19 protein-coding genes and 1 pseudogene are annotated in these 24,742 nt (G+C 70.2%); 9 read left to right on the top strand and 11 right to left on the bottom strand.

Annotated features, from left to right (window positions below; genetic code table 11):
- Both SPR02S_RS64590 and SPR02S_RS51750 read left to right on the top strand, forming a co-directional pair.
- A pseudogene (locus tag SPR02S_RS64590) lies at positions 1 to 216 on the top strand (hypothetical protein); the annotation flags it as partial.
- A 3,065-nt stretch (positions 217 to 3,281) separates the two neighbouring features.
- On the top strand, positions 3,282 to 4,484 hold the full coding sequence (locus tag SPR02S_RS51750; RefSeq protein WP_019064935.1) for an amino acid deaminase/aldolase: 1,203 nt from the start codon (positions 3,282 to 3,284) through the stop codon (positions 4,482 to 4,484).
- A gap of 82 nt (positions 4,485 to 4,566) precedes the next feature.
- Here the strand turns inward: SPR02S_RS51750 and SPR02S_RS51745 are convergent, their stop codons facing one another.
- Genes SPR02S_RS51745 through SPR02S_RS51735 form a run of 3 tightly spaced genes read right to left on the bottom strand, consistent with a single transcriptional unit; the run spans position 4,567 to position 8,122 of the window.
- Positions 4,567 to 5,349, bottom strand: a complete 783-nt coding sequence (locus SPR02S_RS51745) for a 3-oxoacyl-ACP reductase (protein ID WP_019064934.1) — start codon at positions 5,347 to 5,349, stop codon at positions 4,567 to 4,569.
- Positions 5,346 to 6,725 (bottom strand): aldehyde dehydrogenase family protein, encoded by a 1,380-nt coding sequence (locus SPR02S_RS51740; protein ID WP_019064933.1) that lies wholly within the window; start codon positions 6,723 to 6,725, stop codon positions 5,346 to 5,348. Before SPR02S_RS51740 ends, SPR02S_RS51745 begins: the two co-directional genes overlap by 4 nt.
- A 26-nt stretch (positions 6,726 to 6,751) precedes the next feature.
- Positions 6,752 to 8,122: a glutamine synthetase family protein gene (locus tag SPR02S_RS51735; RefSeq protein ID WP_019064932.1), complete on the bottom strand. Its 1,371-nt coding sequence runs from the start codon at positions 8,120 to 8,122 to the stop codon at positions 6,752 to 6,754.
- An 85-nt stretch (positions 8,123 to 8,207) separates the two neighbouring features.
- Here SPR02S_RS51735 and SPR02S_RS51730 point away from each other — a divergent pair, with 85 nt between their 5' ends.
- Both SPR02S_RS51730 and SPR02S_RS51725 read left to right on the top strand, forming a co-directional pair.
- Positions 8,208 to 8,942, top strand: coding sequence for a FadR/GntR family transcriptional regulator (locus SPR02S_RS51730; protein ID WP_019064931.1), 735 nt, complete (start codon positions 8,208 to 8,210; stop codon positions 8,940 to 8,942).
- A 71-nt stretch (positions 8,943 to 9,013) separates the two neighbouring features.
- Positions 9,014 to 9,706, top strand: a complete 693-nt coding sequence (locus SPR02S_RS51725; protein ID WP_019064930.1) for a gamma-glutamyl-gamma-aminobutyrate hydrolase family protein — start codon at positions 9,014 to 9,016, stop codon at positions 9,704 to 9,706.
- A 15-nt stretch (positions 9,707 to 9,721) separates the two neighbouring features.
- On the opposite strand, the gene SPR02S_RS51720 is transcribed toward SPR02S_RS51725, so the two are convergent.
- A complete protein-coding gene (locus SPR02S_RS51720; RefSeq protein WP_019064929.1) occupies positions 9,722 to 10,645 on the bottom strand; it encodes a LysR family transcriptional regulator in 924 nt (307 codons plus the stop codon).
- Between the two features lie 70 nt (positions 10,646 to 10,715).
- Between SPR02S_RS51720 and SPR02S_RS51715 the strand changes: the two genes are divergently transcribed.
- A complete protein-coding gene (locus SPR02S_RS51715; RefSeq protein ID WP_019064928.1) occupies positions 10,716 to 11,825 on the top strand; it encodes a TDT family transporter in 1,110 nt (369 codons plus the stop codon).
- On the opposite strand, the gene SPR02S_RS51710 is transcribed toward SPR02S_RS51715, so the two are convergent.
- The 4 genes from SPR02S_RS51710 to SPR02S_RS51695 all read right to left on the bottom strand — a co-directional run bounded on the left by SPR02S_RS51710 (position 11,752) and on the right by SPR02S_RS51695 (position 16,338).
- Entirely contained in the window at positions 11,752 to 12,468 is a 717-nt protein-coding gene (locus SPR02S_RS51710) for a helical backbone metal receptor (protein WP_019064927.1), read from the bottom strand. The two genes, SPR02S_RS51715 and SPR02S_RS51710, sit on opposite strands and share 74 nt — an antisense overlap.
- Entirely contained in the window at positions 12,468 to 13,034 is a 567-nt protein-coding gene (locus SPR02S_RS51705; protein WP_019064926.1) for a helix-turn-helix domain-containing protein, read from the bottom strand. The genes SPR02S_RS51710 and SPR02S_RS51705 overlap by 1 nt, the downstream gene beginning before the upstream one ends.
- Positions 13,035 to 13,445: 411 nt before the next feature.
- A complete protein-coding gene (locus tag SPR02S_RS51700; protein WP_019064925.1) occupies positions 13,446 to 15,260 on the bottom strand; it encodes an ABC transporter permease/substrate binding protein in 1,815 nt (604 codons plus the stop codon).
- Positions 15,253 to 16,338, bottom strand: a complete 1,086-nt coding sequence (locus tag SPR02S_RS51695) for a quaternary amine ABC transporter ATP-binding protein (RefSeq protein ID WP_019064924.1) — start codon at positions 16,336 to 16,338, stop codon at positions 15,253 to 15,255. Before SPR02S_RS51695 ends, SPR02S_RS51700 begins: the two co-directional genes overlap by 8 nt.
- A gap of 234 nt (positions 16,339 to 16,572) precedes the next feature.
- On the opposite strand from SPR02S_RS51695, the gene SPR02S_RS51690 reads away from it, so the two are divergent.
- Both SPR02S_RS51690 and SPR02S_RS51685 read left to right on the top strand, forming a co-directional pair.
- Positions 16,573 to 17,502: a 5'-3' exonuclease gene (locus SPR02S_RS51690; RefSeq protein ID WP_245607780.1), complete on the top strand. Its 930-nt coding sequence runs from the start codon at positions 16,573 to 16,575 to the stop codon at positions 17,500 to 17,502.
- 89 nt (positions 17,503 to 17,591) lie between these two features.
- Positions 17,592 to 18,431 carry a siderophore-interacting protein gene (locus SPR02S_RS51685; RefSeq protein ID WP_026151678.1) on the top strand — a complete coding sequence of 280 codons (840 nt, stop codon included), beginning with the start codon at positions 17,592 to 17,594 and terminating at the stop codon, positions 18,429 to 18,431.
- A 155-nt stretch (positions 18,432 to 18,586) separates the two neighbouring features.
- Here SPR02S_RS51685 and SPR02S_RS51680 read toward each other — a convergent pair whose 3' ends face one another.
- The 3 genes from SPR02S_RS51680 to SPR02S_RS51670 all read right to left on the bottom strand — a co-directional run bounded on the left by SPR02S_RS51680 (position 18,587) and on the right by SPR02S_RS51670 (position 21,180).
- Positions 18,587 to 19,363, bottom strand: coding sequence for an ABC transporter permease (locus tag SPR02S_RS51680; protein ID WP_019064921.1), 777 nt, complete (start codon positions 19,361 to 19,363; stop codon positions 18,587 to 18,589).
- Entirely contained in the window at positions 19,360 to 20,376 is a 1,017-nt protein-coding gene (locus SPR02S_RS51675) for a daunorubicin resistance protein DrrA family ABC transporter ATP-binding protein (RefSeq protein WP_019064920.1), read from the bottom strand. Before SPR02S_RS51675 ends, SPR02S_RS51680 begins: the two co-directional genes overlap by 4 nt.
- A gap of 183 nt (positions 20,377 to 20,559) precedes the next feature.
- Entirely contained in the window at positions 20,560 to 21,180 is a 621-nt protein-coding gene (locus tag SPR02S_RS51670) for a PadR family transcriptional regulator (protein WP_026151677.1), read from the bottom strand.
- Positions 21,181 to 21,433: 253 nt separating this feature from the next.
- Between SPR02S_RS51670 and SPR02S_RS51665 the strand changes: the two genes are divergently transcribed.
- Both SPR02S_RS51665 and SPR02S_RS58365 read left to right on the top strand, forming a co-directional pair.
- The gene (locus SPR02S_RS51665) at positions 21,434 to 23,011 is read left to right on the top strand and encodes an amino acid permease (RefSeq protein ID WP_019064918.1); all 1,578 of its coding nucleotides are present in this window, start codon (positions 21,434 to 21,436) and stop codon (positions 23,009 to 23,011) included.
- A gap of 708 nt (positions 23,012 to 23,719) precedes the next feature.
- Positions 23,720 to 24,724, top strand: a complete 1,005-nt coding sequence (locus tag SPR02S_RS58365; RefSeq protein ID WP_019064917.1) for a terpene synthase family protein — start codon at positions 23,720 to 23,722, stop codon at positions 24,722 to 24,724.
- Positions 24,725 to 24,742 lie beyond the last annotated feature (18 nt).

Here is a 24,742-nt window from a genome sequence, read left to right as displayed (position 1 = left end):
GTGGGCCCAACTGGGGTGCTGGGGGCGGCGGTTGACCAGGAGCGGGTCTTGGTGTCGTCGGTGGGATCGACTGGGGTGCTGGGTGCGGTCGGCGACCAGGCACGGGTGTCGGTGTCGTCGACGGCGGGGCTCTGCGCGGCGGACGCGGAGGCGCCGGGGCCGGATGCGCCGGGGCCGGATGCGGTGGGGCCGGATGCGGTGGGGCCGGCGGAGTGAGGGCCGGAGGGATAGGGGGCATTGGCACCGGAGGGCGACCACGCACCACGACTGGGCGCGCCGCCGGTGGGATCCGTGAACGACTCGCCTCGCCAAGGGGTGCCCGACCGGAGCTGGTCGGTGGGCTCCGAGTGGGGCTCCGGGGCGGGAGCGGGTGGAGGTGTGGCTGGGCGGGTGGGGGTGTGGAGCTGCCGGTCGGGTGCCTGTGCCGCGGGGTCGGTTGCCGGGCGGGGAGGTGTTGCCGGGCGAGGGGGGTTCTGGCGGAGCCGGTCGGACGGTTGGTGCGGGGGCTCGGCCGGCGGGCCGGGCGGGGTGGTGGGGGCGGCGGCAGAGGTTCCCGGGCGGGTGGGGACGTAGCGCTGCGAGTTGGGTGCCTGATGCGCGGGCTCGGTTGCCGGGCTGGGCGGGGTGGCGGAGCCGGCAGAAGTACCCGGGCGCGTAGGGATATAGCGCCGCGAGTCGGATGACTCACGCGAGGCCTCACCGTCGGGACGTTGCGAAGTACCCGGGCCAGGGGGAGTTACCTTGCGGGCAGAGTCCTGATGCGACCAATCGGACGACTCACGCGGAGACTCGGCTGCCGGACCGGGCGGAGTGTCAGAGCCGCCAGAAGTACCCGGGCGCCTGGGGGTGTATCGCTGCGGATCGGACGACTGCCCCGAGGCCTCACCCTCAGAGCCCGGCGAAGTGACCGGACCAGGAGGCGTTGCCCTGCGCTCGGAGTCCAGGCCCCACTGGTCGGACGCTTCGCGCGGTGCCTCACCCGCAGGACGGGACGGGACGGCGGAGCCGGGAGGCGTTCCCGGGCGGCCCGGGGCATGGCGAAGCCGATCGGAGGACTGATCCGAAGCCTCACCCTCGGGACGCGACGAAGTGCCCGGACGAGGAGGCGTTGCCCTGCGGTCAGAGTCCTGACGCGACCAGTCGGACGACTCACGCGGAGACTCGACCCCAGGACCAGGCGAAGTGGCGGAGCCGGCAGAAGTCCCCGGACGCGTAGGGATATAGCGCCGTGAGTCGGACGACTCACGCGAGGCCTCACCCTCGGGATGCTGCGAAGTAACCGGGCCAGGAGGAGGCGTTGCCCGGCCGGGCGGGTCCTGGCGCAACCCGTCGGACGCCTCACGCGGAGTTTCGCTCGCCGGGCGCGGTGGACTGGAGGAGCTCGGGGGAGTTCCTGAGCGGCCGGGGGCATGGCGAAGCCGGTCGGACGGCTGACCGGAGGCCTCGCCCGCAGGGCGCGGCGGCGTGCCAGAACCGGCCGGTGTGGACGGGCGGAACGGGGCCGCCGTCTCCGAACTGGGCTCGCGTAGCGCCTCGTTGGCATACGTCGCCGCCGTGGGGCGGTGAGGCGGCCGGGGCGGGACCGCTCCCGGTGTGGCTTCGTCGTGGCTCGCGCGGCGCGTGTCGCCCGCGGGCGCGGGCGGGACGTCCGGGAAGCGTGCCGAGGCGGGAGGAGGGGGTGGGCTCACGGCGTCCGTGGCACGGGGCGAGAACGGCCGAAGGCCGGGGAAGCGCGGCCGCCCGTCGGAGGAAGCCGGTGGGGCACCGGACCCGTCGCGGGTATCGGAGCCGTTGCTCTGAGACGCGGTACTGGGATCGGGGTCGCTACCCGGAGACACCGCCCGGGCATCAAAACCGTTGCCCTGAGACGCGGTACGAGCGCCAGGACCGTCACCCGAAAACCCCGGACCGGCATCCGACCCACCACTCGAAGACACAGCTCCGGCACCAAAACCATTGCCCGAAGACGCGATGCGCTCGTCGCGACCGTTCCCCCGGGACACCGTACGGGCGTCGGACCCACCGTCCTGCGGTGCCGTACGCCTCCCGTTGCCACGGTCCCACCACCCCGTGCTGGACCCGTCACCCCCGGTCCTTGCCGGCGCGGTACCGGAACCCGCCCCAACTGCCGACGCACCGGGACCTGCCTCTTGTGACGGCACGTCGGAACCCGGCGCGAACGGCTCTCTCCCGTTTCGCGAGGCTCCCGCAGCCCCGGCCCCGGAAGTCCCCGAGCCGCTCGGCCCCGACACGCCCGTACCGTCGCTCGGTCGCGCAGCCCCCTCCGCCCGGCGCCCTCTCGCGTGGGCGCCCGAAGCAAGCCTGCGGTCCGGCGAACCGCCGTTCGTCGGCGCACCCGGCATCCCTGGCGCACTCCACGCATCCCACGCACCCGAAGTGCCCGACGCACCAGGCCTGTTGGGCGCACCCGGCCGGTTCCCCGCACCTTGTGTGCCCGACCCGCCCTGCACGTCCGACCCGCCCCCCACACCCGGCATCCCCGGCCCATCCGAAACCGGACCAACCCTCAAACCAGAACCCGAACCGGAACCGGAAACAGGACCCGAAGTACCCCCCGAAGCCGGACCCCAGGCAAAACCCGAAACAGGACCCGAAGTATCCCCGGAGACAGGCCCCGACGCGGAACCCGAGGCGGCCCCTGCCGCACCCCACGCCGGCCTCGGAGTCCCCGGCATCGCCCCAGAACCAGAACGCGGTCGGTCCGCATCCCCGCCTGTTGCGTCAGCGGCATCGGTGGAACCAGTCGCATCAGCCGCACCAGCCGCGTCATCGGACGCCGGCCACCCCGCCAAATTCGTCATGTTCGCCGAGTTCGTCACGTTCCCCGGGTCCAAAGGATTCCCCGCGCTCGTCGACCCCGGCGGGCGGCCCGGTGGCGGCGAGCCCGGTGATCCGGGGGCGCGTCGCGCTTCCGTGCTCATGCACCCCCCGTTTCCTCGTACCGGGCCGGCGTCCGTCCGTATGCGGGCACCGTCTGTCCTGTGCGGGGCCGGTCCAGTCCCGCTCTTTGCTCGTATACGGACCGGCGTCCGCCCCGCCTCACCCGGCACGTACACAAATACAAAGTCATCCCGAGCACGCATACCCGCAGCGGCGGACGGCCATCCCGGACGCGGTCGAACGACCGGCGGCGTTTCCTCCGTGCGTGCGCGTCACTCTACGGGTTGACCCCGCTCGAACGGGAACCAGTCCACACCCCCGGGGCATCTGCCCGGAACGTCCCCCTACCCTGCGGTAATCCTGTCTGGCAGGCTGCGTTCATGACTGCGCGCGCCGCCGACCGGGCCCGTTACGACCGGGCCACCGCCCACCTCGACGCCCCTCTCGCGATCGTCGACCTGGACGCCTTCGATGCCAACGCGGACGACCTCGTCCGCCGGGCCGGCGGCAAGCCGGTCCGCGTCGCCAGCAAGTCCGTCCGCTGTCGAACCCTCCTCGAACGCGTCCTGGCCAGGGACGGCTTCGCGGGCCTGATGTCCTTCACCCTCGCCGAGTCGCTGTGGCTCGCCCGTTCCGGGTTCGAGGACGTCCTCCTCGCCTACCCCTCCGCCGACCACGCCGCGTTCGGCGAACTGGCCAACGACCCCAAGCTCGCCTCCGCCGTCACCGTCATGATCGACGACCCCGCACAGCTCAAACTCATCGACGACTCACGCGACGGCGGCACCGAAGTCATCCGCGTCTGCCTGGAGTTGGACACCTCGCTGAAGATGCTCGGCGGCCGGGTCCGCATCGGCGCGCTCCGTTCGCCGCTGCGCTCCCCCGCCCAACTCGCCGACATCGCACGGACGGTGTCCGCCCGCCCCGGCTTCAAGGTCGTCGGGATCATGGCCTACGAGGGACACATCGCCGGTGTCGGCGACTCCGTCGCGGGGCGGCCGTTCCGCTCCCGCGCGATCCGGCTGATGCAGGCCACCGCCAAACGCGAACTCGTCGAGCGGCGCGCGGAAGTAGTGCGTGCGGTAAGGGCAGTTGTGCCCGATCTGGAGTTCGTCAACGGTGGTGGCACCGGCAGTGTGCAGTACACCGCCGCCGAGGATTCCGTGACCGAGATCGCGGCCGGTTCCGGGCTGTACGTGCCGCGCCTCTTCGACAACTACACGTCGTTCACCGGCCGTCCGGCCGCGCTCTTCGCCCAGCCCGTCGTACGGCGCCCGGGCGTCGGCGTCGTCACCGCCCTCGGCGGCGGCTACCCCGCCTCCGGCGCCGCCGGCCCCGACCGGCTCCCGGTGCCGTACCTCCCGGAGGGTCTGCGCTACGACCCCCAGGAAGGACCCGGCGAGGTACAGACGCCGCTGCTCGGCTCCCCCGCCGACGACCTCCTCATCGGCGACAAGGTGTGGTTCCGGCACGCCAAGGCCGGTGAACTCTGCGAGCGCTTCGACGTGTTGCACCTGATCGAGGGCGACGCCGTCACCGCCACGGTGCCCACCTATCGCGGCGAGGGCATGACGTTTCTCTGACGGACCGACAAAAACGCACGACGGCCCGGAGTTTCTTCCGGGCCGTCGCCGCGTGCTGACCGACTGAGCGCTCTCACATCTCCTACATCGGCGTGACGTACGCCCCCGAAATGCCCCCGTCCACAAGGAAGTCGGCGGCGTTGACGAACGACGAGTCGTCACTCGCCAGGAAGGCCACGGCCGCGGCGATCTCGGTCGCCTCCGCGAAACGGCCGACCGGAATGTGCACCAGGCGGCGCGCGGCGCGCTCGGGGTCCTTCGCGAACAGCTCTTGCAGGAGTGGGGTGTTGACCGGGCCCGGGCAGAGCGCGTTGACGCGGATGCCCTCGCGGGCGAACTGCACGCCCAGTTCACGGGACATGGCGAGGACACCGCCCTTGGACGCCGTGTACGAGATCTGCGAGGTCGCCGCGCCCATCCGCGCCACGAACGACGCCGTGTTGATGATGGACCCCTTGCCCTGGCGGCGCATGTACGGGATCGCGGCCTTGCAACACAGGTACACGGACGTGAGGTTGACGTCCTGGACGCGCTTCCACGCCTCAAGTCCCGTGTCGAGGATGGAGTCGTCGTCCGGCGGCGAGATGCCCGCGTTGTTGAAGGCGATGTCGACGCTGCCGTAGGTGTCGAAGGCCGCCTTGAAGAGCGCCTCGACCTGCTCGGGGTCGGTGACGTCGACCTTCACGAACAGCCCGCCGACCTCGTCGGCCGCCGCCTTGCCGTGGGTCTCGTCGATGTCGCCGCAGACGACGTTGGCGCCCTCGGAGGCGAGCCGGCGCGCGGTGGCGAGACCGATGCCGCTGCCGGCTCCGGTGATGACGGCGGTACGGCCGACGAGACGCCGGCAAACAATCTCTGAGGTCACTGTGCGGGGCCCTCCGTACTGATGAAGACGTTCTTGGTTTCGGTGAAGGCGGTGAGCGCGTCCGGGCCCAGTTCGCGGCCGATCCCCGACTGCTTGAAGCCGCCGAAGGGGGTCCAATAGCGGACGCTGGAATGGGAGTTGACGGACAGGTTGCCCGCCCGGACGGCCTGCGAGACCCGCAGGGCGCGGCCGACGTCCCGGGTCCAGATGGAACCGGACAGGCCGTAGTCGGTGGCGTTGGCCAGGGCGATCGCCTCCGCCTCGTCCTCGAAGGGGAGCACCACGGCGACCGGGCCGAAGACCTCCTCGACGGCCACGCGCGCGTGCGGGTCGACGCCCGTCACCACCGTCGGCGGGAACCAGAAGCCGGGGCCCTCGGGTGCCTTGCCTCGGATGCCGGCCAGGTCGTCGGTGACGTACGAACGCACGCGCTCCAGCTGGACCTTGGAGATCAGCGGGCCCATGTCCGTCTTCTCGTCGGCCGGGTCGCCGACCGTCACCCCCTCGATCGCGGGGGCCAGGAGCTCCAAAAAGCGGTCGTAGACGCCGCGTTGGACCAGGATGCGGGTGCGGGCGCAGCAGTCCTGGCCGGAGTTGTCGAGGAAGGACATGGGGGCGGCGGCCGCCGCGGCCTCGATGTCCGCGTCGGCGAAGACGATGTTGGGGCTCTTGCCGCCGAGTTCGAGGGTGACGCGCTTGAGGAGGTCCGAGCCCTTCGCCAACACCTGTTTGCCCACGGCCGTTGATCCCGTGAACACGATCTTCGCGACGCCGGGATGCTCGACGAGTGCGGTGCCCGCGACCGGGCCGTGGCCGGGGAGGACCTGGAGGAGGCCCTCGGGAAGGCCTGCCTCCAGGGCGAGTTCGGCCAGCCGGAGCGCGGTCAGCGGGGTCGTCTCGGCCGGCTTGAGGATGACCGCGTTGCCCGCCGCGAGCGCCGGTGCGGTGCCCCACGCGGCGATCGGCATCGGGAAGTTCCAGGGCGCGATCACACCCACCACACCCAGCGGTTCGAGGATCGTGATGTCGAGGCCGCCCGCGACCGGGATCTGCCGGCCGGTCAGCCGCTCCACTCCCCCGGCCGCGTAGTCGAGCAGGTCACGGACGTTGCCGGCCTCCCAGCGGGCGTTGCCGACCGTGTGTCCGGCCTCGCGCACCTCCAACTGGGCCAGTTCTTCGAGGTGTTCGTCGACCGCGACAGCGAAGCGGCGCAGCAGCCGGGCCCGGTCGGCGGGCGGGAGCGCGGCCCACTTCGCCTGGGCCCGGGCGGCGCGTACGACGGCGGCGTCCACGTCGGCCGCGGTGGCGGCGGGGACGGTGGCGACGACCTCCTCGGTGGCCGGGTTGAGCACCTGGAGTTCAAGCTCGTAGGACAACGAAGGACCTCTCACAGACGTTCGAATCACAGACGTTCGAAGGAGCGACGCAGCTCCCAGTCGGTGACGGCGGCGTCGAAGGCTTCCAGTTCGACGCGTGCCATGTTGCGGTAGTGCGCGACGACCTCGTCGCCGAAGGCGGCCTTGGCGATCGGGCTGTTCTCCCACAGCTCGGCGGCCTCGCGGAGGTTGGTGGGGACGTGTGCGTAGTCGCCGCTGTAGGCGTTGCCCGCGCAGGCCTCCGGCAGCTCCAGCTTGTGCTCGATTCCGTAGAGCCCGGCCGCGACGAGGCCCGCCACCGCGAGATACGGGTTGACGTCGCCGCCGGGCAGCCGGTTCTCGAAGCGCATGGAGCGGCCGTGACCGACGACCCGTAGCGCGCAGGTGCGGTTGTCGTACCCCCAGGCGACGGCGGTCGGCGCGAACGAACCGGGCTGGAACCGCTTGTACGAGTTGATGTTCGGGGCGTAGAGCAGCGAGAAGTCGCGGAGCGCGGCGAGTTGCCCGGCGAGGAAGTACCGCATGACCTCCGACATGCCACCGGGGTCGGAAGCGGAACCCGCCATGGCGTTGCCGCCGTCCCCGTCGCCGAGCGAGAGGTGGATGTGGCAGGAGTTGCCCTCGCGCTCGTTGTACTTCGCCATGAAGGTCAGCGAGACACCCTCCTGGGAGGCGATCTCCTTGGCGCCGGTCTTGTAGACGGCGTGCTGGTCGCAGGTGACGAGGGCGTCGTCGTAGCGGAAGGCGATCTCGTGCTGGCCGGGATTGCACTCCCCCTTGGCGGACTCGACGGTCAGACCCGCGACGGCCATCTCATTCCGAATACGGCGCAGCAGCGGCTCGATGCGCCCGGTCCCCAGCACCGAATAGTCGATGTTGTACTGGTTGGCCGGGGTAAGGCCTCGGTAGTTGGCGTCCCAGGCCTGTTCGTACGTGTCCTTGAACACGATGAACTCCAGCTCCGTACCGACCTGCGCGGTGAAACCGTGCTCGGCGAGGCGCTCCAGCTGGCGGCGCAGGATCTGGCGGGGTGCGGCGACCACCGGCGATCCGTCGTTCCAGGCGAGGTCGGCCATCAACAGGGCGGTGCCGGCGTTCCAGGGCACCCGGCGGAGGGTGGACAGGTCCGGGTGCATGGCGAAGTCGCCGTAACCGCGCTCCCAGGAGGACATGGCGTAGCCGTCGACCGTGTTCATCTCGGTGTCGACGGCGAGGAGGTAGTTGCAGCCCTCGGTACCGTGCTGGAGCACGTCGTCCAGGAAGAAGGGGGCGGCGAACCGCTTGCCCTGGAGCCGCCCTTGCATGTCGGGGAAGGCCAGGACAACAGTGTCGATCTCACCACTGGCGACGAGGCGTTGGAGTTCCTCGACGCTCAGTGGGGGTGTGCGGTCTGCCACGGGAAAGCCTCCTTCGGCTTCTACGGTCAGCCGGAAGCCATAAGGTATTGCGGAGAACCATTGCTTGGGAAGGGGGTGCCGCCATATGTCGCTGGATGCGGAGAACGGGCTTGAGGACCGGTTGACCCCGGTACTGCGGCCGGTGCGGGCGGGCAACGGCTTCGAAGAGGCGCTGGAACAGATACTGCAGGTCGTACGGCTGGGTCTGGTGCCGGGGGGCGAACGGTTGCCGGCCGAGCGGGAGCTGGCCGAGCGGCTCGGGATCAGTCGGGTGACGCTGCGCGAGGTTCTGAAGGTACTCCAGGACCAGGGCCTCGTGGAGTCGCGGCGCGGACGCTACGGCGGGACCTTCGTCCTGCCGAAGTCGGACGCGGGCGGCGAGGACGAGCTGCGGCGGCGGATCAGCGCGGTCGACATCGAGGACGTGCTGCGGTTCCGGGAGGTGCTGGAGGTCGGCGCGACGGGCCTGTGCGCGACCCACGGCCTGACCGCCGACCAGGCGGACCGCCTCCGGGACGCCCTCGCCCGCACGCACGACGCCCCGCTCGCCGACTACCGCCGCCTGGACACCCTGCTGCACCTGACCCTGGCCGAGCTGTGCGGCTCACCGACCCTGACCGCGCAGTACGCGGCGGTACGGGCCACGGTGAACGACCTCCTCGACTGCATCCCCCTCCTGGTCCGCAACCTGGAGCACTCGCAGCGCCAGCACATCGCGCTGGTCGAGGCGGTCCTGGACGGGGACGCGGACGGGGCGCGGGAGATGATGCGGGAGCACTGCGCGGGGACGGCGGCACTGCTGCGCGGGTTCCTGGCGTGACGGCCTGACCAGCGGGGTAGTTCAATGGTTCCCACGGAGTCCATTCAATTCGCTTCACGTCGGAGGGGTGCATGGCGGGCAGGCCGCTGATCGGTATCAGTACGTATCTGGAGGCCGCAGCACGTTGGGGCACCTGGGAGTTGGAGGCGGCCCTGCTGCCCGCCGGCTACCCGCGCCTCGTCCAACGCGCGGGCGGCCTCGCCGCGATGCTGCCCCCCGATGCCCCCGAGCAGGCCACGGCGACCGTCGCCCGCCTGGACGCCCTGGTCATCGCGGGCGGCCCGGACGTGGAACCGGTCCGCTACGGCGCCGACCGCGACCCCCGCACCGGCCCGCCCGCCGCCGCCCGCGACGCCTGGGAACTCGCCCTGATCGAGGCCGCGTTGACGGCTGGCATCCCCCTCCTGGGCATCTGCCGGGGCATGCAGCTCCTCAACGTCGCCGTCGGCGGCACCCTCGTCCAGCACATAGACGGCCACGCGGAGACCCCGGGCGTCTTCGGCCACCACCCGGTCAAGCCGGTACCGGGAACCCTGTACGCGTCAGCGGTACCGGAGGAGACCTCGGTCCCGACCTTCCACCACCAGTCCGTGGACCGCCTGGGCGCGGGCCTGACGGTGTCGGCCTGGGCGGAGGACGGCACCCCGGAGGCGATCGAACTCCCCTCCGCCGACTGGGTGTTGGGGGTGCAGTGGCATCCCGAGATGGGCGAAGACCTGCGGGTGATGCGGGCGTTGGTGGAAGCGGCTACGAAGGCTCGCTAGCCCTGCGAAAGCCCGCTAGCCCCGCGTCAGCGAGAGCAGCTCCCGTGCCGGTCCGGTCGGCCGGTGCCCCGTGGGCCAGACCGCTCTCAAGTCCCGGGCGAGAGTGACCCCTTCGACCGGGATACGCACCAGCCTCCGCATCGACAGCTCCTCCCCCACGGCGAGTTCACTCAACACCGCCGGCCCCGCCCCGCTCACCACCGACGCCTTGACCGCCGTGGTGGACGACAACTCGATCAACGGGCGCGCCAGGCCACCCAAGGCCGCGTCCAACACCTGCCTCGTGCCCGAACCCTTCTCCCGCAGGATCAACGGCGTCGTCGCCAACTCCGCGGCCGGGACCGGGCGTTGACGGCGGGCCCACGGGTGGGTCGGAGCGGTCACGACGATCAGGTGGTCGTGGGCGATCACCGTGGAGTCCAGGCCCGCGGGCACGGACAGGCCCTCCACGAACCCCAGGTCGGCCTCGTCGGCGAGGAGCCGTTCCGCGACCGTGGTCGAGTTGCCGGCGAGCAACGAGACGGCCGTGTCCGGGCGTTGGGAGCGCAGGGCGAGGAGCCAGCCGGGGAGGAGGTACTCGGCGATGGTCATGCTGGCGGCGACGCGGAGCCGGGAATCGCGACGGTGCCGTAGCGCCTGGGCGCCCGCGTCGAAGGCCGCCGCCGCCTCGACGACCCGGCGGGCCCAGTCCGTGACCAGGGCCCCGGCGTCGGTCAGGGTCGATCCGCGCGGTGAGCGGTCCACCAGGGCGACGCCGAGCTGACGTTCCATGGAGCGGATCCGGCTGCTGGCCGCGGGCTGGGTGATCCCCAGTTCGCGGGCCGCCCCGCCGAGACTCCCGAGCCGGGCCACCGCCAGCAACAGCTCCAGCGCGCCCAGATCCGGCACCCGGTGCGCGATCGACCCCTCCCGCTGCTCACCCATCTCACCGTTGCTCATAAATCCAGTTTATGTCCCCATAGACAGATACTCCCTGGTCGCCCGTCTCGGTCGGCGAGACGGTGGAGGCATGGTCACCGCCGTTCGTCATCTCGGACCCAACTGGTACGCCTCCGTCATGGGCACCGCCATCGTCGGCACGGCCGGTGCCGGGCTCCCGCTCCACCTCCCGGGACTGCGCACGGCCTGCACCGCGGTCTGGGCCCTCTCCCTCGCGATGCTGCTGACCCTGCTCGTCGCCCGCACCCTGCACTGGACCCACCACCGCGACCAGGCCCGCGCCGATCTCCTCGACCCGGCGATGGCCCCCTTCTACGGCTGCCTCGCGATGGCCCTGCTGGCGGTGGGCGGCGGCGCCCTGGTCGTCGGGCGGGACTGGATCGGGCTCCGGGCGGCGGTCGCGCTCGACACCGTGCTGTTCGGCGCCGGTACGGCCGTCGGGCTCACGGCGGCCGTGGCCGTCCCGTACCTGATGGCCGTACGGCACAAGGTGCACCCTTCCCAGGCCACCCCCGTGTGGCTGCTGCCCGTCGTCGCGCCCATGGTGTCCGCGGCCCTCGGACCGCTCCTGGTGCCCCACCTGCCGCCCGGACAGCCCCGGGAGACGCTCCTCCTCGCCTGCTTCGCGATGTTCGGACTGAGCCTGCTGGCAACCCTGTTGATGCTGCCACTGGTCTTCGCTCGCCTCGTCACCGGCGGACCACTCCCCCTCGCGCTCACCCCGACGCTGTTCCTGGTCCTGGGCCCGCTGGGCCAATCCACCACCGCAGTAGGCAAGTTCGCGGACTTCGCCCCCGGTGTCGTGTCAGCCTCGTACTCCCAGGGCTTCAGCCTCCTCGCCATCCTCTACGGCGTCCCCGTCATGGGCTTCGCCCTGCTCTGGCTCGGCCTCGCCACCGCACACGTCGTCCGCGCCCGCCGCCACGGCCTGCGCTTCACGATGACCTGGTGGGCGTTCACCTTCCCGGTCGGCACCTGCGTCACCGGCGCCGAGTCCCTGTCCCACCACACCGGCCTCGCCGTCTACGACGGGCTCACGATCGTCCTCTACGGCGTCCTGGTCGCCGCCTGGGCCACCGCCGCCGTGTACACGGCCCGCGGCCTGCTCAGCGGTGCGCTGCTCGCAGGGCCGCGCCCAGCACCCGTGGCGCTTCGCCCAGTGACGGCCCGTACCACGTGAGGTGCCGGCCGCTGACGAGCACGCAGGGCAGACCGGCGAACGCCTCCGGTCCGTCGTCGGCCGTGAAGCGGTACGGCTCGTCCGGGAGGACCACCAAGTCCGGTTCCGCGGAACGTAGTTCGTCGACCGTTGGCGGGTAGCGCTCGGCGTGCGTCGCGTACAGGTGGTCGACTCCCAGTCGGGCCAGCACATCGCCCGCGAAGGTGTCCCGCCCCAGCACCATCCATGGACGCCGCCAGACGGGCACGACAGCGGTCCTGCGGCGCCCCGGTCGTGGCAGCTCCGACCACGCCCGCTCCGCCTCGTCCAGCCAGCGTGGGCGGGACGGCGTTCCGCACGCGTCAAGGACCCGGGCCAGTTCGCGGAAGGCCTGCGGGACGTCACGCACCTCGGTGACCAGGACCTCAACTCCCGCTCCGCGCAAGGCAGTCAGGTCCGGCTCACGGTTCTCCTCCTCGTTGGCGATCACCAAGTCGGGGGCGAGGGCGAGGATCGGGTCGAGTTTCGGGTTCTTGGTGCCGCCCACGCGCGTCACGTCGAGGTCGGCCGGGTGACTGCACCAGTCCGTCGCGCCGACCAGAACTCCCGGAAGCGATACGGCGATCGCCTCCGTGAGGGACGGCACGAGGGACACGACGCGCATCAGCGCTGGCGGTCCTGGACCGCCTCGATGTGCTCGGCCACCGCGACCACGACCACCCGGGTGTCCGGCACGGTCGCGCGCCAGCGGTGGCGGACGCCTCCGGTGAGGTACATGGTGTCGCCGCGCACGAGCCGGTACGCGCGCCCCTCCGCCTCGATCTCGACGGCACCCTCCGCGACGTACATCAACTCGTCGTTGCGGTGCTGGAATTCGCGACCGGCGTCATGGTCACCGGTGAACTCCGAGGCGTGCAGCTGGTGATGACCCCGCACCAGGGAACGCATCCGGGGCGCGCCGCCCGCCTCGGGCTCCTCCGCGCGTACGACGTCGACGCTGCACGCGGGGTCGGCGGCGGCGAGGAGTTCGACGGCCGTGGTGCGCAGGGCGTCGGCCACCTTCTCCAGGGAGCTGCGGCTGGGGCGGGCCCGGTCGTTCTCGACCTGGCTCAGGAAGGGCACCGACAGGCCGCTGCGTTCGGCCACGACGGCGAGGGTCAGCGAGAGTGCGCGGCGCCGCCGCCGTACGGCCGCACCCACCCGAAGGGGCTGTTCTTTGTGGTCGCCCATCGCTCCGGCTCCCTCCTTCGCTCGTCGGTTTTCAGTTGCCTCTGATGAGTTCTCTGCACCCTACGCATGTTCGGCAAACCGTTTCATGCGCCTGTCACATCCACGTCACACAGCGTGCGATCGGACGTCACAGTTCTGGCCACTGTCCAAGGGCTCGCCGGCCCTCGATCAGCGCCAGACCTCGTCTCTACTCTTCAATGCATACGCAGCCGCCTGTGTTCCCGCTCACATCACGGGCCTGATTGCGGGGTTTCGTAGCGCTATGTGGTTGGCCGGATCCTTTTCGTACCGGATCGGGGCACGGACAAAGGTGGGCCCCGCCGCACGAAGGGGGGAACGTGCGGTGGAGCCCACCTCTGGGACGGCGGCTGCGGGACTGTCAGGTCACCCGGCCGCCTGGCTTTTCCGGTCCTACCGGCTCTGCTGGTTCTTCGCGACCGGGGCCAACTGGTCGACGAGGCCCGGGTGTTGCTTCAGCCAGGTGCGGACGGCGTCCTGCTCCTCGCCCTTGCCGGACTTCTGGATCTGCGCCTCCAGACCGGTGAGCTGGCTCTCGGTCATCTTGAAGTCCTTCAGCCACTTGCCGACGTCGGGGTTGTCGGCGGCGAAGCCCTTGCGCGCCACGGTGTGCACGCCGTCGCCCTTGCCCCAGGCGTTCTTGGGGTCCTTGAGCTTCTTCAGCTTGTAGTCGCTGTACGCCCAGTGCGGCGACCAGAGCGTGACGACGATCGGCTGCTTCTTGGCGTACGCCCGCTTCAGCTCGGCCAGCATCGCCGGGGTGGAGCCGTCGACGACGTCGTAGGAGCCCTGGAGGCCGTACTCCTTGAGGACCTTGGTCTTCAAGAGGCCCATCATTCCGGCGCTCGGTTCGATGCCGGTGATCTTGCCGCCGAACTCGGAGGCGTGGGTCTTGAGGTCCGCCAGGGTGTTGACGTCCTTCATGTACGCCGGGACGGTCAGCTCCAGCGAGGTGGAGCCGTACCAGCTGCCGAGGTCGTCGAGCTGCTTGCCGTACTTCTTCCAGTACTCGGCGTGCGTGGTGGGCAGCCAGGAGTCGGTCTGGAAGTCGACCTGGCCGGTGGCGAGGCCGGTGTAGAGCGGGCCCGCCGCGTACTGGGTGGTCGTCACCTTGTAGCCGCGTTCCTCCAGGATCTCCTTCCAGAGGAAGGTGGAGGCGATGCCCTCGTCCCAGGGGATGTAGCCGATGGTTATGTTCTTGCCCTTGCCGACGTCCGTGGCGGAGGTCGCCTTGGTGCCGGAGGAGGAGCCGAAGACGCCCATGCCGCCGGCCACGAGGGCGAGGACGACCACGCCGATCACGGCGAACGCCGGGCGGGGGCGGTAGTTCCAGGGCTTCTCGTTGCCTGCCGCGCGGGCCTTGGCGGCGGCGCGGCGGCCGAGCGGGGAGATCTGGGTGCCGAGCGCGCTGGTCATGCGGTCGAGGTAGATCGCGAGGACGACGATGCCGACGCCCGCCTCGAAGCCGAAGCCGATGTCGAGCTGGCCGATGGCCTCGTTGACGGCGCCGCCGAGTCCGCCGGTGCCGACCATGCCCGCGATGACGACCATCGACAGGCCCAGCATGATGACCTGGTTGATGCCCGCCATGATCGTCGGGAGGGCCAGCGGCAGTTGGACGCGCAAGAGTGTGTTGCGTGGTGAGGTGCCGAACGCCTCGGCTGCTTCCACGAGTTCGGCGTCGACCTGGCGGATGCCCAGCTCGGTCATGCGGACGCCGGGGGCGAGCGCGAAGATCAGGGTGGCGATCACGCCGGCCGAGGTGCCGAGGCCGAAGAAGAGGATCGCCGGGATCAGCAGCACCATCGACGGCATCGTCTGGAGCAGGTCGAGAGCGGGCCGTACGACCGCGCTGACCGTCTTGGAGCGGGCCGCCCAGATGCCCAGCGGGATCGAGATCACCAGGGCGATGACGGTCGCGACGAGGACGAGGGCCAGGGTCGACATGGCCCGGTCCCACAGGTCGAGCGAGTCGATGAGCAGGAATCCGGCGAAGGCCAGGACACCCGCGACCAAGCCGCGCAGCCACCAGGCGATCACGGCGAAGATGCCCGCGAGGAGCAGGGGTTCGGGGGCGGTGAGGACCGCGTTGATGCCGTCGTACATGCCCTCGACGACCGTCTTGATCGCGTCGAAGAGCCAGGACATGTGGGCGAGGAGCCAGTCGACACCGGAGTCGACCCAGTCGCCGAGCGGGAGCCTAGGCATGGGCGGTCACCTTCTCGCCGCCGTCACGCGGACTGACACAGGGGGTGGGTTCGTGCTGCTCGTCACCGAGGAAGGCGACCAGGCGCTGCCTGGGGACGACGCCGACCAGTTCGTGGTCCTTGTCGAGCACCGCGACGGCGTGCGTGAGGCGGGCGCTGATCGCGCAGAGCTCGTTGAACGGCGTGTCCGGCGTCGCGGTCTCACAGGCGCAGTCGGCCTCGTCGCCGCGCAGGTCGGTGTCCATGACGGAGCTCGCCGTGAGGACCCGGGAGCGGTCGACGTCCTGGATGAAGGAGGAGACGTAGTCGTCGGCGGGGCGGACGAGGATGTCCTCCGCGGTGCCGGTCTGGACGATGCGGCCGTCGCGCATGACGGCGATGCGGTCGCCGAGGCGCATGGCCTCGTTGAGGTCGTGCGTGATGAAGACGATCGTCTTCTTCAACGACTGCTGCAGTTCCAGGAGTTGGTCCTGCATGTCCCGCCGGATCAGCGGGTCGAGCGCGCTGAACGACTCGTCCATGAGGAGCAGGTCGGCGTCGGTGGCGAGCGCGCGGGCCAGGCCGACGCGCTGCTGCATCCCGCCGGACAGCTCGTCGGGCCAGGAGTCCTCCCAGCCGGCCAGGCCGCACAGGGCGAGCGCCTCGCCGGCGCGCTTCAGGCGCTCGGCGCGGGGCACGCCCTGCACTTCAAGACCGTAGGCGGCGTTCTCGCGGACGCTGCGGTGCGGGAAGAGCGCGAAGTGCTGGAAGACCATGCTGATCTTGCGGGCGCGGACCTCGCGGAGTTCGCGGTCGCCGAGCGCGGTCAGGTCCTGGCCGTCGAAGAGGACGCGGCCCGCGGTGGGCTCCAGGAGTCCGTTGAGCATCCGCAGGAGGGTCGACTTGCCGGAGCCGGACAGGCCCATGACGACGAAGATCTGGCCCGGTGCGACGGAGAAGGAGGCGTCGATGACGGCGGCGGTGGTGCCGTCGGCGCGCAGTTCCTCCCGGTCGGCTCCTTCGCGGAGCCGTTCGACTGCCTGGTCGGGTCGTCTGCCGAACACCTTGTACAGATGCTCGGCTTCTAGCCTGGCTGACACGCGTACCTCTCGATCGGGGGCAGGACGGGAGGCGACGGCGACGGACCTGGAAGGCCCCTCGACGGTTGAATGTGCAACCGGCATCGCTCCGAGGCCGCGCCTTCCCAGGCTTTCCGGGCGCAAACGCAGGAGTGGTCCAGCTCACCAACCAGGGGTGCTCGCCCGTCCGGAGCCGGCGGTGTTGGTCCCTCCGGATGACATTGAGGGGTGGTCGTCGCGCCGTCGTGCGGCATGATGCGAGGCGTGACCGGACGACTGATGCTCCTCGACACCGCCTCGCTCTACTTCCGCGCCTACTTCGGCGTCCCGGAGTCCGTGAAGGCACCGGACGGGACGCCGGTGAACGCCGTACGCGGACTGCTCGAGTTCATCGACCGCCTGGTCAAGGACCACCGCCCCGACCAGCTGGTCGCCTGCATGGACGCGGACTGGCGACCACAGTGGCGGGTCGACCTGATCCCCACCTACAAGGCGCACCGCGTCGCCGAGGTCCGCGAGAGCGGCCCGGACGCGGAGGAGGTGCCGGACACGCTCTCCCCGCAGGTGCCGATCATCGAGGCCGTCCTCGACGCGGTCGGCATCGCGCGCGTGGGCGTCGAGCCGTACGAGGCCGACGACGTCATCGGCACGTTCACGGCACACGCCAAGGGCCCGGTCGACATCGTCACCGGCGACCGCGACCTGTACCAGCTCGTCGACGACGCCCGCGGGATCCGCGTCCTGTATCCGATCAAGGGCGTCGGCATGCTCCAAGTCACCGACGAAGCGTTCCTGCGCGAGAAGTACGGCGTCGACGGCCGCGGCTACGTCGATCTGGCGCTGCTGCGCGGCGACCCCAGCGACGGTCTGCCCGGCGTCCCCGGGATCGGTGAGAAGACGGCGGCGAAGCTGCTCGCCGAGTTCGGTGACGTGCCCGGGATCATGGCCGCGATCGACGACCCCAAGTCCAAGCTGACCCCCTCGCAGCGCAAGCGCCTCGACGAGGCACGGCCGTACGTCGCGGTCGCGCCCAAGGTCGTACGGGTCGCCGACGACGTACCGCTGCCCGATGTCGACACGACGCTGCCGCACGCCCCGCGCGACCCGGAGCTGGTGGGCGCGCTGGCGGAGCGCTGGGGGCTGGGCGGATCATTGCAACGACTGCTCACCACGCTGGGCGCGTAAGCATTGTTATTGCTCTCGCCTTCTTGCCTATCACAAAGAATCTAGTGCTAACTTAGGTAAGCCTAAGCATGGGAATCTGGGAGGCCGTCATGGCAGAACGTCCGGCACGGAAGCCGCGTAAGCCCCACTCCGCGCAGGTCGTCCGCACTGAGCGCCTGACCCCCCATATGCAGCGCGTGGTGCTCGGTGGCGAGGGTCTGGCCGAGTTCTCTGCGGATACCTGCACCGACCATTACGTGAAACTGCTGTTCCCGGCCGGGGGCGCGGTCTACCCCGAGCCCTTCGACGTGGAGCGCATCCGCGCCGAGTTCCCGCGTGAGCAGTGGCCGGTGACCCGCACCTACACCGTGCGCGCCTGGGACCCCGCGCACCGCGAGATGACCCTGGACTTCGTGATCCACGGCGACGAGGGCCTCGCCGGCCCGTGGGCGTCCCGGGTCCAGCCCGGCGAGACCGTCCACTTCATGGGCCCTGGTGGCGCCTACGCCCCCGACGCGGACGCCGACTGGCATCTGCTCGCCGGGGACGAGAGCGCGCTGCCCGCGATCGCCCGTGCCCTGGAGTCGCTGCCCGAGGGCGCGGCTGCCCACGCCTTCGTGGAGATCTCAGGCCCCGAGGAGGAGCAGAAGATCGAGTCCGACATCGAGGTCGTCTGGCTGCACCGCGGTGACCGTCCCGTCGGCGAGGCGCTCGCCGAGGCCGTACGGGCGCTGGAGTTCCCGGAGGGCCGGATGCACGCGTTCGTGCACGGTGAGGCGGCCTTCGTGAAGGACCTGCGGGCCCTGCTGCGGGTCGAGTTGGCGATCCCGCGCGAGGATCTTTCGATCTCCGGGTACTGGCGGCTGGGCCACAACGAGGACGGGTGGCAGGCGTCTAAGCGGGAGTGGAACGCGAAGATCGAGGCGGAGCAGGAAGGCGTTGCCGCGTAGGTGCGCCACTGGGGGTGCCGGTTTGGGTCGCTTGGCGTCTGCGGTGGCGTCGTGGCTGGTCGCGCCCGCGCGGGGGAGCCGCACATCGACACAGCCTCGCGCCCCTTTCGGAGCGCTGCCCCGGGGCGGCACCTTTGGAGTGCCGCCCCTCTCGCTTACACCGACCGCTGATACGACCTGAACGTGCGGATCGATAGCCATACCGCCGTCACCGCTAGCGCCAGCAGCGCGCCGCCGCGGCTGAGGACGTCGCCCCAGTCGGGGTGTTCGCTCATCGCCGAACGGCCCGCCACCATCGCCCAGTTGAGTGGGTTGAAGTCGGCGATGTGTCGCATCCACGAGGGCATCTGGGACGGCGCCATGAACGCGCTGGAGAGGAATGTCAGGGGCAGCAGCAGGAAGGTGTTGATGCCGATGATCGACTCCCGTTGCTGCACCAGCATGCCGAGCGCGTTGGACAGTGCGCCGAAGATGGTGCCCAGGAGCACGGAGGCCACGATCAGGATCGCTATGCCGCCGATGCCGCCCGGGTAGTCGGCGCCGCCGAGCAGTCCGAGCAGCACGATGATCGCCGATTGGAGCGCGGTGACGAGGCCGTTGTTGACGACGTTGCCGTTCATCAGCGCGGCCCGGCTGACCGGGGTGGTCAGGAAGCGGTTGAGGGTGCCGCGCTGGATCTCCTCCAACGTGCCCATGCCCGCCCACATGTTGGAGCTGAGGGCGCTCATCACGACCACGCCCGGGACGAGGTAGTCCAGGTACGAGGTGGTGCCGAAGCCGCCGAGTTCGACGACCTTCTTGAAGAGGTTGCCGAACAGGAACAGCCAGATCACCGGCTGGATGAGGGTGATGATCGCGAAGGCGGGCTGCCGTGCGAACACCATGAGTTGACGCTGCGTCATGTACCAGGTCTGCGAGACGGCGGTGCTCATCGCGCACCTCCGGCGACCGCGAGCCGCTCGGTGCTGTTCGCGTCGGCCTCGGCGTAACGGCGGCCCGCGTAGCGGAGATAGACGTCGTCCAGCGAGGGACGGGCGACGGTCGCGCTGGCGACCCCGACGCCGGCCCGCTCGAACGCCGCCAGCAGGACGGGCACCGCGGCCGCTCCGTCGTCGGCGCGGGCACTGACCCGGCGCCCGTCGACCAGCACCTCGCGCACGCCCGGCAGTCCGACGAGGGTGTTCCGCAGCAGCGTACGACCGGCGTCGCCGACCGCTTCCCGCAGCTCCAAGTGGACGGCGTCGCCCCGGAGTTCGCCCTTGAGGGAGTCGGGGGTACCTTCCACGACGACCCGGCCGCGGTCGACGATCGCGATGCGTTCGGCGAGCCGGTCGGCCTCTTCGAGGTAGTGCGTGGTGAGCAGGATGGTCAGCCCCTCCTCCCCCGCCAGCCGGCCGATCTCGTCCCACATCGCGGTGCGGGCCTCCGGGTCGAGGCCGGTGGTGGGTTCGTCGAGGAAGAGCACCTCGGGCCGGTGCACCAGGCCGAGCGCCACGTCCAGGCGGCGGCGCATACCGCCGGAGTAGCCCTTCACCGGACGCTTCGCGGCGTCGGCGAGGGTGAAGCGGTCGAGGAGCTCGTCCACCCGCTTCGCGAGGGCGGCGCCCCTCAAGCCGTAGAGCCTGCCCTGGAGTTGGAGGTTCTCGCGGCCGGTCGCCGTCGGGTCGGCGCCGGAGTTCTGGGCGACCACGCCGATCGTGCGGCGGACCCGGTCGGGGTGGCGCAGCACGTCGTGGCCGGCGACGGTGGCCGTGCCGGAGTCGGGCCTGGCGAGGGTGGTGAGGATCTTGACGGTGGTGGACTTGCCGGCGCCGTTCGGTCCGAGGAGGCCGAAGACGGTGCCGGGTTCGACGGTGATGTCCATGCCGTTGAGGGCGGTGACATCGCCGGGATAGGTCTTGATCAGTTGACGCGCCTCGACCGCGGGCGCACGGGTACTGCCCATGACAGCTCTCCAAGGAATGAGCGGATGTGCGATGTGAAAGGTCTCGACTGATCCGCGTGAAGAGCGCCCGGCTATCCTGGGTGTGCCGCACCTCGATCGCCTGGCTTCGCCGCACGGCGGGTCAGTTCGGGGTTCGTGACCCCGGCGGGGCTGCTCCAACAGCCCGGTCGGGGTTCTTCGTGTCTAGGTGAACTCCGGTGGCAGCTCCCCCGTTTCGTGGAACTGGCGCCATCCGTCGACGCCGAGCATCGAGCCCTTCCTGATCTCCTCCAGGAAACCGCGCACCCACTCGGCCTGCGCCTCGATCATGTGCAGTTGGTACTCGACCTCGATCAGGAACAGCCGGGGCACCGACTCGTACAGCTTCTCCAGGGCCCCGCGCTCACTCGCCGCCTGCACGTCCAGGTTCTTCACCCGCTCCTCCAGAAGCGTCATCACCTCGTCGGGGTGCAGGGCGCCCAGCAGCGAGAGGGCTGTCTCGAAGATCGGGTACTCCTTGACCGGGCGGGCCAGCAGCTCGGACAGCCACTCGGTGGTCTCCTCGCGGCCGGCCTCGGTCACTCCGTAGACCGTGCGCTCGGGGCGGTTGCCCTTGCGCTCGGTGTCGGCGACCTCGACGAAGCCGTGCTTCTCCAGGTTCTGCACGACCGTGTAGAGCGAGCCGTAGTTGATCTTCGTGCTGGTGTCCTTGCCCTGACGGCGAAGGGTCTGGGCGATCTCGTACGGATGCATGGGCCCCTGCCAGAGGGTCACCAGCACGGCGAGCGCGAGCGGATTGCTGAGCTTGCGACGCTTCGCAGCCATCGGGATCACCGCCTCCATCCGTACCTCGCGCCCGAATATCCGTGACCGAACATATCGCGAGTTGAGCGGGAGCGTCAATACACACGATGTATCGCGATTCCGCCGCCACGGCAAGAGCGTGAGGACTTAGGCCCCCCGCAGATACGACGGCGTGACGCGGCCGAAACAGCCCCTCCCTAATTTCTGTCACCCGACAGGAATTCAGCTGTCGCCGTCAGGATTCCGCTCTCCTGCGCCGAAGGCAGGTGCCGCCGTGACCACAACAGCCCCCTCCGACATACGCCCCGATCCGCCGCACTCCCCCAGCTCCGACGACGGCTCCCTCGCGGAGTTCGGCTACCGCCAGGAGCTGCACCGCAGCCTCGGCCGGTACGCGTCGTTCGCGGCCGGGTTCTCCTTCATCTCCGTACTGACGACCGTCTTCCAGTTCTTCGCCTTCGGGTACGCGTTCGGCGGCCCGGTCTTCTTCTGGGCCTGGCCGATCGTGCTGGCCGGCCAGCTGCTGGTGGCCGCCTGCTTCGCGGAACTGGCCGCGCGCTACCCGATCTCGGGCGCGATCTACCAGTGGTCGTCACGCCTCTCCAACGCGACCTTCGGCTGGTTCGCGGGCTGGATGATGGTGATCGGCCAGATCGTGGTGGTGGCCGCGGCAGCCCTGGCCCTCCAGATGGTGCTGCCGGCGATCTGGTCGGGCTTCCAGCTGGTGGGCACGGACCCGGCTCCCACCTCCCCCGACGGCGCGGCCAACGCGGCGGTCCTGGGCGTGATCCTGCTGGTCCTGACGACCGTGGTGAACATCCTCGACAACCGCGTGATGTCGATCATCAACCGGGTCGGGGTGACCGCGGAGATCATCGGCGCGATCCTGATCGTCGTCCTCCTCCTGACCCACTCGAAGCGCACCCCGACCATCACCTTCCACACGACCGGCAGCCTGGAGGGCGGACTCCTCGGCGCCCTGCTGGTCGGCTCGTTCACGGCGGCATACGTGATGATCGGCTTCGACAGCGCGGGCGAGATGAGCGAGGAGACCCACAACCCGCGCCGCACCGCGCCCCGCACGATCCTCACCGCGCTCACCGCGGCGGGCCTGCTCGGCGGCCTGATCATCCTCGGCGGCCTGCTCGCCGCCCCCAGCCTGACCGACGGCCACCTGGGCGTCGACGGCCTGAGCTACGTCCTGACGAGCCGCCTCGGCGACGGCGTCGGCAAGGCCCTGCTGGCGGACGTCGTGGTCGCGATCGCGGTAGCCACGCTGGCCATCCAGACGGCGGCCTGCCGCATGCTCTTCTCGATGGCCCGGGACAGCCAACTCCCCTTCTCCGCCCGCCTGTCCAAGGTCAACCCCCGCACCGGCATGCCCAGCACCCCGGCCATCGTCGTAGGCACCCTGGCGGCGGCGCTGCTCCTCCTCAACTTCGCCTCCCCGGACGCCTTCCTCGCCATCGGCACCACCTGCATCGTGATGCTGTACCTGGCGTACGCGATGGTGACGGGCCCGCTGCTACTGCGCCGCGTGCGGGGCGAGTTCGAGGTCGAGGGCACGGACGAGACGGGCGCGCGTCTCTTCTCCCTGGGCCGGTGGGGGGTGCCGGTCAACGCGCTGGCGCTTGTCTACGGCCTTGTCATGACGGTCAACCTGGCCTGGCCGCGGGCTGCCGTGTACGACCCGGCGGGTGGGCACTGGTACTTCCAGTGGTTCACCGTGCTGTTCCTGGTGGTGACGGTTGCGTTCGGAGCCTTGTACCGGCTCATGCGCGCGCGGCGTGTGCGCTCCGCGACCGAACCTGCTCGATCTCTTGCGGATTCTACTCAACTGCCGCCTGAATAAGCCTTGTTGTGGTCGGCTGGCGGCGCATGGACGGCGCACTGGACGGAGCGTGAAGCCGCGCATCCGGCCAGCGGAGAACCGCTCCATGCGCCGGGGTAGCACCATGCGCCGGGGCAGCACGCCCTTTTGGGGAGACGTGGGCCGTCGCATGGTCCGGAGCAAGGGCCTTTCAGGGCGAATTGACGACATGACTCGATGTCGCACCCTGACCCGTTGGAGGTGGTGCCCGGATGCCCGCGACGGCCGGCGGCGCAACACCTCGCGACGGCGCCTTACTTGAGCTCCGACCGGCCTCGAACAGTTGACTGGACCCGCAGGCACATCGGAAGGTGGAGACGCCCCGCGACCGCACCGTCCGGCGGTCGCCGCCAGAGTCATGGCTGACGGCACCACCCGGCACTCGGTCGATGGGGCCCGCTCGACCGGTTCAGCCCGCAGGTCTTGTTCGTGTACGAATCAGCCACGCCGCAGTCACGGCGCAGGGAGTACACGCGCAGTTCGTGGACTTGGTCGACTCCGTCACCCGGAGGGCACCGTCAAGGGCTCCGCCCCCACCCGGCCGCCAGGGGCCGTAGCCCTGGCCGTCGGCTGCGTGCGGCGGCCCGGGGTCCCCCTCCGCGAGTCTCCGATTCCGTGCTCCGCCCAAGCCGAAAGGCCTGACAACCACTGCTGATGCCAGGTCTTGCGTCCCGACAGGAGATCAGCACGATGAGCACATCCGCGCTCCGAGCGCATTACACATGGCAGGGGAACCCGAACGTCGACCTGCTGAATCGCAGCGGCGACGACTGGACGTACGACATGGGGCTCCTGCCCGTCGCGGCCGACCCGGAGGAGTGGGCGGCCATCGGACTCGCCGACTGCACCGCGTGGTGCTACCCCGCCGCGGACAAGGACGAGCTGTTCCTGGCGTACCACCTCTACGCGTGGATGTTCGCCCTCGATCTGCTGTTCCCGCGGACGTTCAAGGCCGAGCGCGACCTCCAAGGAGCGCGGGCCCTGGTCGACCGGCTGTCTCTGTTCATGCCGTTGCACGGCACCTCCCCCGCGATGCCGAAGCACCCCATAGAGAGGTCCCTTGCCGATTTATGGATACGGATGACGCCGACCAGGTCGACGGACTGGAAACGCAACATGCGGAACGCCGTGCTGGAATATGCCGACGGCCAGTGCTGGGAGCTGGAATGCATGCGCTCCGGGCGTATCCCTGATCCGGCCGAGTACCTTGTCCGCCGCCGCGGCTCGTTCGGCGGCCAGGTCGGGATCTGCCTCGCCGAGCACGTGGCCGCCGCGGAAGTGCCGGCCCGAGTGCGCCGCTCCCGTCCCTTCCGTGCGCTGACGGACGCCTGGATAGACCTTCAGACTCTCTACAACGACGTCCGCTCCTACCGTCGAGAGGTCGAGAAGGAGGACGAGATATGCAACTTCGTCCTCGTGTTCGCGAGGTTCCTGGACATCTCCATCGACGAGGCCGCGGCCGTGACAACCCGGCTGCGTACGGCCAGGCGGTCGGAGTACGAACACCTTGAGAAGACTCAACTCCCGGACCTCTGCGAGCAGTTGCGGCTGAACGGCAACGACCGTGAGCAGTTGTCGGCCGTCGTCGAAGTGATGGGTTACCACCTCGCCGCCGTCGACGCCTGGACGACCACCGCCCCGCGGTATCAGGCGCCTGCCCCGGGAGACGTGCCCGCCACGGTTCTCGGATCCTGAGGAACCGAACCGCCGCGT

Source organism: Streptomyces prunicolor NBRC 13075 (assembly GCF_000367365.1).
Taxonomy (GTDB): Bacteria; Actinomycetota; Actinomycetes; order Streptomycetales; family Streptomycetaceae; genus Streptomyces; species Streptomyces prunicolor.
Note: the sequence above shows the minus strand (reverse complement) of the source record. Positions and strands in the feature narration are given on the sequence as shown.

What these genes read in the sequence shown, in the direction of transcription:
- SPR02S_RS51750 (WP_019064935.1), top strand. Translation starts at nt 3,282, where the DNA reads ATGACTGCGCGCGCCGCCGACCGGGCCCGTTACGACCGGGCCACCGCC.
- SPR02S_RS51730 (WP_019064931.1), top strand. Translation starts at nt 8,208, where the DNA reads ATGTCGCTGGATGCGGAGAACGGGCTTGAGGACCGGTTGACCCCGGTA.
- SPR02S_RS51725 (WP_019064930.1), top strand. Translation starts at nt 9,014, where the DNA reads ATGGCGGGCAGGCCGCTGATCGGTATCAGTACGTATCTGGAGGCCGCA.
- SPR02S_RS51720 (WP_019064929.1), bottom strand. Translation starts at nt 10,645, where the DNA reads ATGAGCAACGGTGAGATGGGTGAGCAGCGGGAGGGGTCGATCGCGCAC.
- SPR02S_RS51715 (WP_019064928.1), top strand. Translation starts at nt 10,716, where the DNA reads ATGGTCACCGCCGTTCGTCATCTCGGACCCAACTGGTACGCCTCCGTC.
- SPR02S_RS51710 (WP_019064927.1), bottom strand. Translation starts at nt 12,468, where the DNA reads ATGCGCGTCGTGTCCCTCGTGCCGTCCCTCACGGAGGCGATCGCCGTA.
- SPR02S_RS51705 (WP_019064926.1), bottom strand. Translation starts at nt 13,034, where the DNA reads ATGGGCGACCACAAAGAACAGCCCCTTCGGGTGGGTGCGGCCGTACGG.
- SPR02S_RS51700 (WP_019064925.1), bottom strand. Translation starts at nt 15,260, where the DNA reads ATGCCTAGGCTCCCGCTCGGCGACTGGGTCGACTCCGGTGTCGACTGG.
- SPR02S_RS51690 (WP_245607780.1), top strand. Translation starts at nt 16,573, where the DNA reads ATGCGAGGCGTGACCGGACGACTGATGCTCCTCGACACCGCCTCGCTC.
- SPR02S_RS51685 (WP_026151678.1), top strand. Translation starts at nt 17,592, where the DNA reads ATGGCAGAACGTCCGGCACGGAAGCCGCGTAAGCCCCACTCCGCGCAG.
- SPR02S_RS51680 (WP_019064921.1), bottom strand. Translation starts at nt 19,363, where the DNA reads ATGAGCACCGCCGTCTCGCAGACCTGGTACATGACGCAGCGTCAACTC.
- SPR02S_RS51675 (WP_019064920.1), bottom strand. Translation starts at nt 20,376, where the DNA reads ATGGGCAGTACCCGTGCGCCCGCGGTCGAGGCGCGTCAACTGATCAAG.
- SPR02S_RS51670 (WP_026151677.1), bottom strand. Translation starts at nt 21,180, where the DNA reads ATGGCTGCGAAGCGTCGCAAGCTCAGCAATCCGCTCGCGCTCGCCGTG.
- SPR02S_RS58365 (WP_019064917.1), top strand. Translation starts at nt 23,720, where the DNA reads ATGAGCACATCCGCGCTCCGAGCGCATTACACATGGCAGGGGAACCCG.